The 10,008-nt window shown below is 62.2% G+C and carries 7 protein-coding genes; all 7 read right to left on the reverse strand.

Features of this window, described 5'->3' with window-relative positions; translation table 11 throughout:
• Positions 1-74 precede the first annotated feature (74 nt).
• Complete coding sequence (gorA, locus tag GHT07_RS19370) at positions 75-1,436, reverse strand: glutathione-disulfide reductase (protein WP_153586751.1); 1,362 nt, start codon at positions 1,434-1,436, stop codon at positions 75-77.
• A gap of 57 nt (positions 1,437-1,493) precedes the next feature.
• On the reverse strand, positions 1,494-3,398 hold the full coding sequence (locus GHT07_RS19375) for a PAS domain-containing hybrid sensor histidine kinase/response regulator (RefSeq protein WP_153586752.1): 1,905 nt from the start codon (positions 3,396-3,398) through the stop codon (positions 1,494-1,496).
• An 81-nt stretch (positions 3,399-3,479) separates the two neighbouring features.
• A complete protein-coding gene (locus tag GHT07_RS19380) occupies positions 3,480-3,968 on the reverse strand; it encodes an alpha/beta hydrolase (RefSeq protein ID WP_323741023.1) in 489 nt (162 codons plus the stop codon).
• Positions 3,946-4,815, reverse strand: coding sequence for an EamA family transporter (locus GHT07_RS19385; RefSeq protein WP_153586754.1), 870 nt, complete (start codon positions 4,813-4,815; stop codon positions 3,946-3,948). Before GHT07_RS19385 ends, GHT07_RS19380 begins: the two co-directional genes overlap by 23 nt.
• A gap of 810 nt (positions 4,816-5,625) precedes the next feature.
• On the reverse strand, positions 5,626-6,936 hold the full coding sequence (locus GHT07_RS19390) for an RHS repeat domain-containing protein (protein ID WP_153586755.1): 1,311 nt from the start codon (positions 6,934-6,936) through the stop codon (positions 5,626-5,628).
• 342 nt (positions 6,937-7,278) lie between these two features.
• A complete protein-coding gene (locus GHT07_RS19395) occupies positions 7,279-7,587 on the reverse strand; it encodes a hypothetical protein (RefSeq protein WP_153586756.1) in 309 nt (102 codons plus the stop codon).
• A gap of 3 nt (positions 7,588-7,590) precedes the next feature.
• Positions 7,591-9,897 carry an RHS repeat-associated core domain-containing protein gene (locus GHT07_RS19400; protein WP_456151241.1) on the reverse strand — a complete coding sequence of 769 codons (2,307 nt, stop codon included), beginning with the start codon at positions 9,895-9,897 and terminating at the stop codon, positions 7,591-7,593.
• Between the last annotated feature and the right edge of the window lie 111 nt (positions 9,898-10,008).

Consider the following 10,008-nt stretch of genomic DNA (forward strand, 5'->3'; position numbering starts at 1 on the left):
GTTTGAGGTTCTCGTAAACCCTTGCGGTTTACCGGACAGACAAGAACAGACACGAACAAAGAGCAACACCAGACTCAATACACAACCGCCGTACGCATGGTCACAAACTCCTCCGCCATCGTCGGATGAATGCCAATCGTCGAGTCGAACACCGCCTTCGTCGCACCAGCCTTCATTGCCACGGCAAACCCCTGCACCACCTCACCGGCATCGGCGCCCACCATGTGAAGGCCGACAACACGATCCGTTGCGTCTTCCACAATCAGTTTCATGAGCGTGCGTTCGCTGCTGCCACTCAACGTGTGCTTGAGCGACTTGAACTCGCTGCGGTACACCGTGATGCGGCCGAACGTCTCGCGCGCCTGGGCCTCGCCATAGCCCACAGTGCCGATCGACGGATGCGTGAACACGGCCGTCGAGATGAATTCGTAACTCATGTCGCGCTTGCCTGCGCCGAAGAGCCGGTCGACCACCACCATGGCCTCGGCCAGTGCAACGGGCGTGAGCTGCATGCGCGCCGTCACATCGCCAATCGCAAGAATCGACTTCACGGAAGTGACGTAGTGCTCATCGACAACGATGGCGCCACTGGCACCGCGCTCCACCCCCACGCTGTCCAGGCCAAGCGCAGCGACATTGGGCACGCGCCCCGTGGCATAAAGCACGGTGTCTGCCTCGATCGTGCTGCCGTCGACCAGCGTGGCCACCAGGCCGCTGGAAGTCTTCTCGACGGACTGCACATCGCTGCCAACACGCAGGTCCACGCCATGCTTGCGCACCTCCTGCGCGATGAAAGCGCGCACCTCGTCGTCAAAACCGCGCAGGATCTGCTCGCCGCGATACAACTGTGTGACCTGCGAGCCCAGGCCATTGAAGATTGAGGCGAACTCGCACGCGATGTAGCCACCGCCCACCACCAGCAACCTGCGTGGAAAGGTCTCCAGGTCGAACATGCTGTCAGAGCTCACCACGAACTCACGGCCAGGAAACTGCGGCACGCTCGGCTGGCCGCCTGTGGCAATCAGGATGTGCTTCGCGCTGAACGACTCGACGCCCGCAGCCGTCTGCACGCGCACCGTGTTCGCATCCACAACGCTGGCCCACCCCGTCACGATCTGCGCGCCAGCGCCCGTCAACAGGTTTTCGTAGATGCCGTTCAGCCGCGTGATCTCGGCGGCGCGGTTTTTCTTGAGCACTGCCCAGTCGAACGTCGCTGGTGGCAGGTGCCAGCCGAAGCCGGCTGCATCGCGAAAGTCATCGGCGAAGTGCGCGGCATAGCTATAGAGCTTTTTCGGCACGCAGCCGACATTCACACAGGTACCCCCCAACGCCGCGGCCTCGGCCACGGCCACCCGCGCGCCGCGCTGTGCGGCCATGCGCGCAGCACGCACGCCTGCACTGCCCGCACCAATGACAAACAGATCGAATTGCGCCATGGCTTTTTCTCCTGGGCGCAGTATGCGCGAGGCCGGATCTACCTGGCTGCGACCCGGTCAAACGCGCACGCGGTCCAGCAGTGCGATCAACGCCTCCAGTGGCGCAGGCTTGGTCAGGTGCGCATCGAATCCGGCTTCGCTGGTGCGCCGGGTGTCCTGCTGCGCACCGTAACCCGTCATGGCGACGATGAAGGCACCCTGCGCGCCCGGCAATTCGCGCAACTGGCGCAGCGTTTCGAAGCCGTCGATACCGGGCATCGACAGGTCGAGCAGCACCACGTCCGGTGCGAAATGCGCTGCCATCCCGATGGCGTGCGCGCCGCCATAGGCGCACTGCGCCTCATGGCCCAGCAGGCGGAGCATGTCGGTGGTGCTGTCTGCGCCGTCGCGGTTGTCGTCCACCACCAGTACACGCAGCGGCGCCGCAGCTTCCTCCTCTGGCGGCGCAGGCGCCGCGCCCAGGTCAGCCACCACCAGCGGCAGGCGGAACCGGAATGAAGAACCCTGGCCCCGCCCGGCACTGCTCGCCTCCAGCGTGCCGCCGTGCAGTTCCACCAGCGAGCGGGCAAGCGTGAGGCCGATCCCCAGGCCACTGTCGGTGGGCGACTTGCCGTTGTCACCCTGGTGGAACAGCTCGAAGATGGCTTCGAGTTCGCCGGCGTCAATGCCCCTGCCGTTGTCGATGACGGATGTCGCCACGAACTGGTCCATCAGCTCGACCCTGATTTCGATGATGCCGCCGTCCGGCGTGTAGCGCGCGGCATTCGCCAGCAGGTTCTGCATCACCTGCGCGAGCCGCGTGAGGTCGCCACTCACGAAGACCGGCTCGGCTGGCATGGAAATCTTCAGCGAGTGATGGTGCGCGTCGATGACGGGGCGCATCGTCTCGACACTGCGCGCCACCACATCTGCCATCGCCGTGGGTGCCTGCCGCAGCTTGATCTTGCCGGTGGTCAGCCGGCCGACATCGAGCAGGTCATCCACCAGCCGCGTGATGTGGGTCAACTGCCGGTCGATGATGTCACGCGACTTCGCAACAACCGGATTCACATTGCTTTCCAGCCGCATGATCGATACCGCGTTGCGGATAGGCGCGAGCGGGTTGCGCAGTTCATGGGCCAGCATCGCCAGGAATTCATTCATGCGCCGGCTCGACGCCTCGAGGTCGCTCAGCTTGCGCCGCTCTGTCATGTCGCGCGTGACTTTGCCAAACCCGAGCAACTCGCCGCGCTCGTTGCGAATCGCGGTGATCACCACATTCGCCCAGAAGGCAGTGCCATCCTTGCGCACGCGCCAGCCTTCGTCTTCCACGCGGCCCTGTTCCCGGGCAATGGCCAGCCCCCGCTCGGGCCTGCGCGCCAGCCTGTCTTCAGGTGTGTAGAAATTGCTGAAGTGCCGCCCGACAATCTCCTCGGCCGTATAGCCCTTGATGGCCTGCGCGCCCGCGTTCCAGCCCTGCACGAAGCCTTCGGTGTCCAGCATGAAGATGCCGTAGTCGCGCACGCTCTCGACCAGCAGGCGGAAGCGTTCTTCGCTGGTACGCAGGGCCTCTTCGTGGCGGCGGCGCTCCGTCAGGTCGCGGGTGATCTTGATGAAGCCGGTGAGCGCACCTGTGTCGTCCTTGACCGCAGTGATGACGACGTTGGCCCAGAAGCGCGAGCCATCCTTGCGCACGCGCCAGCCTTCGTCTTCGAATCGTCCGGCCAGCACGGCTTGCTGAAGCTCGAACTCGGGCCAGGCCCGGGCAACAGCGTCGGGTTCGTAGAACATCGAGATGTGCCGGCCCAGGACGTCCTTGCGCGTGTACCCCTTGAGTTTTTCAGCGCCGCTGTTCCACGAGCTGATCAGGCCCTCGGGGGTGAGGATCAGGATGGCGTAGTCCACGACTGCCTCGATCAGCAGCTGGAGGCGCTGCTCGAGCGGTGCGTCGAGCGCGGCGGCGGGAGTCAGTGGCAGGGGCATCCGTGAACGGGCAATGAGCCATCCACGATAACCGCCGCCCCCAGGCGCGCGGGCGTGCAGTGATCCGAAAGCGGTGTTGTCCTACAGGGCGGCCAGCCGATCGACAACAATGCGCAACACCTGCGGATGCACGCCCATGCCGCAGTGGCTCGCGCCGCTCACCTCGAAATTGCGGGCGGTCGCGGACTCCTGCAACATGCACGAGCGCCACGCCACGACGCCGTCGGTACGGCTGTAGATCGCCGTCGCCGGCACGGGTGGATCGAGCCGCAAACGTGCGCGCATCGCAGGCGTCATCGACGCACCGCCACGATTGAGAAGCCTGAACGCCGTTTGTGCATTGCTCGCCTCGACACCGCCAAAGGGCGATCCGAGCGTGACCACGTGGCGCACCAGCTGTGGCGCGCGCTTGGCGATTTCCCGGGCGTAGATGCCGCCCAGGCTCCAGCCAATGATGCTCACCGTGCGGCCCTGCCTGTCATGCAGTTCGCGCACCTTGTTGTCGAGCCGCGCGAGCCATTCGTCGAAGTCGCCTTGCGGGCCGCGGTTAAGGCCTGCTTGCCAGCAGATTGAGCACGAGCCCGCCCATCACCAGCGCAGCAGCGCCGACTTTCCAGGCGTCGAGCGACTCACCCAGCACCCACGCCGAAGCAGTCATGCCGAACACGGGAACGAGCAGCGCCGTCGGCGTGATCGTCGATGCGGGGTGGCGCGCGAGCAGCCAGTTCCACACGCCGTAGCCAAAGAGCGTGTTGCCAATTGCCTGCCAAAGCACGGTGGACCAGCCTGCGAGCGACGCCTGTGGGATCGACTGCGCGATCGCCGGCCAGCCATCGAATGCCAGCGCGAGCAATGCAAGCGGCGGTACGGCGAACGGGCTGCTCCACACCATGAACGACAGGGCGTTGATACGCCCGGCACTGCGCGCAACGATATTCGCCCCGGCCCACGACGCCGATGCGCACAGCACAAGCACAAGGCCCAGCGCCGTGATCGAGCCGCCGCCTCCTGCGATGCCGTGCCAGCCGATCAGCGCAACGCCGGCCACTGCCATCAGCGTGGCGGGAACCTGCAGCGCCTTCATGCGCTCGCCCTGGAACACGACCGCCGCGCCAATGGTGAAGAACACCTGGCTTTGCATCAGCAGCGATGCAAGGCCCGGCGAGATTTCCGAGCGCATGGCGAGATAGAGCAAGCCGAACTGCCCTGCCCCGAGCAACACGCCGAACTGCGCGAGCGTGCGCCAGCCCACCGCCGGGCGGGGGATGAAGAAGACCCACGGCAGCGTCGAGAGCGTGAAGCGAAGCGTCGCGAACACGAACGGCGGAAACTCAGCAAGCCCCCAGTGAATGACGACGAAATTCGTGCCCCAGACAAAGACGACAGCGAGCGCGAGAAATAGATGAGTGATGGGCATGCGTTGATCGTTTCACGCGCGCAGCGGCCGCGCCAATGAAAGTTCGCGCGGGCTTTGATGCGTGGGCCGCAACAATGGCGGCGCAGCGGACCCGGCAGCCTGTCTGAACATCAGATGACCAGACCCGCCAGCAGTTTCTGCGTCGTGCGCGGGGCTGCTGAAGAAGGGGAGCGAGGGCTTGGGCCTGCGCGCAGTGCCTGGCTCGCGCACGGTCAGGCCAGTGATACAGCCCGCCGTGCGCTGGTAGCTCACTGCGAACACAATCGGACTCTGACCCCGACTCCACTCCCATAGGCAAGACGCCAACCTTGAAGCCGCGGCGGCGTTAGGGGCTACTCAAGCGGGGAGGTGGCAAACGACCAGCGATGGTGTCAACCACTACAAAGCCAAAGTACAGATAGGGCCGTATTGCGGATGACTCTTCTGTTCACGGAAGAAAGACAGCGTCCGTGTATTCGCCCTTTGATGCAACCACCTCTACGCCCGCTCCATTTGTGATTGAATCCAAGTATGCATGCGCCGGTGCTTCACTAGCTGCAAGTGCACGCAATTGCGCAGCAAATTTCCGCGACTCCAACGACGAAAGTTTCCAAAGGAATTTCGCACCCTGCCGACTGAAGCTGCCATCCCCCTCAGTCGATTCAAGTTTCAAACCCACGTTCAGGAGCTTTGCAGAAGGAGCGTCCGCTAGATCGAGTGACTGCCGAGATTCAATGCGATCAGCAAGCCAATTCAGCGATGCCACATTTCCAAGAATCAGCAGTGTCGGCTCAGCGAAATCCGCAAGCCCAATGTGTATGTTGCAGTTAGTCATTTCTTAACGGGCGGCAGGTCGCCATGTGGAACATTTGACCAAGGAGAATTCTTGCCCTCATGGGGGTTGTAGTCCCAATGAGGGTTATGCCACTTATCGCCGGGAAACCAACGCCATTCACCGCCATTTGGATCCCAAAGGCTTTGTCCGCCCTTGTCACGCTCCGAAGGCCGGCTGGCTGGCCCTGGCTTGCATTGATCTGCCTCAGGAATTGGCGGCTTGACGCCGTCAGGCGGCAAGCCACGAGGCTGCTCTGGACTATTGAAAATCCGGTCAAGACCGTATCCGAGCAAAAGGCCGCCACCGAAGCCCAGCAAACTGCCGGCCACAGCGCCAGGCGGGCCACCTAGCGCGAATCCACCCATAGCTCCGAGTCTCGCTCCTAAAGTCGCCTGCCGTCCATCCGGATCTATATACGTCAGCGGCCTGCTGCCGACATAGGCGAACCGGCTCATCCCCCCGACCAGCCCGATCAGGTCGCTCTGAATGTACCGCCCACCCTTGTCGTTGTAATAACGATTCCAGTTGTAGAACAGCCCCGTCTCCGCGTCGTAGTACTGCCCCGGGAAGCGCAGGTTCATTTCAATCGGCTTGCTCGCCTTGAGCAGCACCGGCTGATTCGTCAGCGCTTGCTTGGGGTTGGGTGTGGCCTGCAGCACGCCCGTTGGCGTGTTGTTGCCGAACGCTGAATAGGGCCATTGCCACACCGGTTTGTTCGCTTCGTCCGTGATCAGTCTCGGAGTGCCGAGGTGATCTGCATGCACGGCGTAGAACTTGCCGTTACGGTACATGCCCATTGGCATGGCCTGGCCGTCTTGGGTGGGCAGCCAGATGTACTCCGTTCTACCTTTGCCCACTGCGCTTCCGTTGTCGTACTCGCCCAGCATCGCCCAGGCGGGGATGGGGCCATCGCCGTAAACGTATGCCGTGCCTAAGCCTGCACCTGTTGTTGTCGGTGTCGTGAACAGCCAGCCGAACGACTTCTTGAGCCAGGCGATGAAGCCCGCGTCGAGCGTCGTTTCATCGGGAAGGGTTTGCTCTGCCTGCGTGACGCTCTTGAACACGCGCTGGCCCATGGCGTTGGTCAGATAGACCACTCGCGCGGCTTCTCCGTCTTTGCTGACCGTCACTTTGGAGAGGCGATTAGCGGCGTCGTAGTCGAACTCGCGCAGGCCATCGCTGGTCATCGAGCCGTTCGCGTTGACGATGTAGTTCACCGGCGCTGTCACCACGCTCTTGACCTTGCCATTGCTCATGGTGGTGAGCGTCTGCGTGAAGCCCAGCAACCGGTTGCTGTCGCTGTCCATCAAAGACACCTGGCTTGTGGTGCTGGCAGCGTCCTGCTCGGTGAACTGGCCGTCTATGTCCGTGTCGCTGGTGGTCTTGTCGATGGACGTGAGGCGGTTGGAGTTCGCGTCGTAGGTGTAGTGGCTGCTGGCGCCTGCTCGGGTGAATGAAGTGAGGCGGTCACGGTTGTCGTAGCCGGCAGTCCAGGTCAGGGGCGTGCGGTACAGCTCCAGCGTCGTGGTGCGTTGCGCCCACAGCTCTTGCGTGATGCTGGTGATGCGGCCTGCCGCGTCGTAGCCGTAGCTTGAGAACTCGGTATGCGCCTTGTCAAAGACTGTTTCGAATCAGTCCCGAAGCCATTCCTAGATTTCCCCTGATCTCGGCGAAGATCGGTTGCCGCCAAAGACGCTGTCAACGACTGCACCGTCCTGCAATACGTTCACCATCCACGAATACTCTTTATCCCTGAACGGCAGTAAGTCTTGTGCAATTTGTTGGGCGCTTTCAAGTATTCGTCTAAGCGTAAGCGTGTCTGTCGCTGACGAAACATGCACCAACACCAATAGAAAACGCCATTCCTCTTGAATTTCATACTGAATTGACTGTCGGTCCAATGCCGCCGCTTTGGACAACTTGTCAATAAATCTGATCGCCAGTTCATTACTGATCATTTCTTACCTTTGAGGTGAAGAAGGGTTGGGTGTCGTCGCCAGAACCAAGAGATCAGGCGGCACTGGGCAGTTGAGGGCTCGCGCTTCCCCGATCTTTCTCATAAGGCCGGTCTTCAGCCCAGTTATCTGTGCATCGTGTCCCATCCAGGTTCCCTTACCGGCAAGATCTCCACCAGGATTGGATCCCAGCTCAAACGCGCGCTCAAAAAGATGGTTGGTGTCGCGCAATTGTTGCGAAATCTTGGTCTTAAGTTTCTCAGCAATATCGCGCATCTGACGGCTAATTTCGGAACATGGATCTGTTGGCTCGCACATGTCCCCAAACGCTTTCACTGCATCAGAAACGGCCCTTTTCCCCGAATCCGTGCTCATCCAAACCGCCCAGCCGGCGGCACCTGCTGCGGTTGCGCCCCACCACACAAGAGCAGGTACGAAAATGACCGTTCCGTCAGTGTCGATGCGGCTTAGAGGATTGCCACCGACATAGCCGAATCGGTTCATTCCGCCTCCCAGCCCGATCAGGTCGCTCTGAATGTACCGCCCACCCTTGTCGTTGTAATAACGATTCCAGTTGTAGAACAGCCCCGTCTCCGCGTCGTAGTACTGCCCCGGGAAGCGCAGGTTCATTTCAATCGGCTTGCTCGCCTTGAGCAGCACCGGCTGATTCGTCAGCGCTTGCTTGGGGTTGGGTGTGGCCTGCAGCACGCCCGTTGGCGTGTTGTTGCCGAACGCTGAATAGGGCCATTGCCACACCGGTTTGTTCGCTTCGTCCGTGATCAGTCTCGGAGTGCCGAGGTGATCTGCATGCACGGCGTAGAACTTGCCGTTACGGTACATGCCCATTGGCATGGCCTGGCCGTCTTGGGTGGGCAGCCAGATGTACTCCGTTCTACCTTTGCCCACTGCGCTTCCGTTGTCGTACTCGCCCAGCATCGCCCAGGCGGGGATGGGGCCATCGCCGTAAACGTATGCCGTGCCTAAGCCTGCACCTGTTGTTGTCGGTGTCGTGAACAGCCAGCCGAACGATTTCTTGAGCCAGGCGATGAAGCCCGCGTCCAGCGTCGTTTCATCGGGCAGCGTTTGTTCGGCTTGCGTGACGCTCTTGAACACCCGTTGGCCCATCGCGTTGGTGAGATAGACCACTCTTGCGGCTTCGCCGTCTTTGCTGACGGTCACTTTGGCGAGTCGGTTGGCCGCGTCGTAGTCGAACTCTCGCAGGCCATCGCTGGTCATTGATCCGTTCGCGTTGACGATGTAGTTCACCGGCGCCGTCACCACGCTCTTGACCTTGCCATTGCTCATGGTGGTGAGCGTCTGCGTGAAGCCCAGCAGGCGGTTGCTGTCGCCGTCCATCAAAGACACGTGGCTTGTGGTGCTGGCGGCGTCTTGCTCGGTGAACTGGCCGTCTATGTCCGTGTCGCTGGTGGTCTTGTCGATGGACGTAAGGCGGTTGGAGTTGGCGTCGTAGGTGTAGTGGGTGCTGGCGCCTGCCCGGGTGAATGAAGTGAGGCGGTCACGGTTGTCGTAGCCAGCGGTCCAGGTCAAAGGCGTGCGGTACAGCTCCAGCGTCGTGGTGCGTTGTGCCCACAACTCTTGCGTGATGCTGGTGATGCGGCCTGCCGCGTCGTAGCCGTAGCTTGAGAACTCGGTGGCCGTCATGCGGCCATCGGTGTCGAATGTGCGCGCTGCGGTGTCGCCCGTGCCCCACGTCCATGATTGCGGCTGGCCGAGCGCGTTGTGCGTGAGGCTGCTGATGAACGGGATCGTGGGCTTGGGTTTGCGGGCGGTGCCGGGCTCGCGCACGGTGACTCCCGTAATGCGGCCTGCCATGCGTTGGTAGCTCACTGCAAGGCCGCTGGGGTAGGTCATGCCTGCGAGCTCTCCGGCTGCGTAGCTGTAGGTCACTGTGTAGCGGCTCGGCGTGGCTGGGTTGTCCAGCACGGTGGAGGTCTTGCTGGTGATGCGGCCCTGCGCATCGCGCACGAAGACGAGTGAACCCGTCTTGTCGCTGATGCTGGCCAGATACCCCGTCTTGTTGCTGTCCCACTCGAACTGTTGGGCGGGTTCGTTGCCGTGGCGAATTTCTGTGGGGCGGCCCAGGGCGTCGCGGGTGATTGCCGTCTTGATGCCTTTGGCATCGGTGCTTGCGATCACGTTGCCTGCGGCGTCGTGCTCGTAGGTGACGTTGCCGCCATCGGCGCTGGTCTGGCGCTTCACATCGCCCAAGGCGTTCTGCTCGTAGCCGGTCTGCACGCCCTTGGGGTCGGTGACTCGCGTGAGCTGGTCCAACGCGTTCCAGTCGGTGGTCACGCTCGCGCTGTCGGGCAGGGTCGTGCGAACTGGGCGGCTCAGGCCGTCGAGCGTTTGGGCTGTTGTTTGCTGCAAGGGGTCGGTTACCGATACCGGCTCGCCGTTGGCGTT

Source organism: Caenimonas koreensis DSM 17982, from assembly GCF_009646335.1.
Classification (GTDB): domain Bacteria; phylum Pseudomonadota; class Gammaproteobacteria; order Burkholderiales; family Burkholderiaceae_C; genus Ramlibacter; species Ramlibacter koreensis.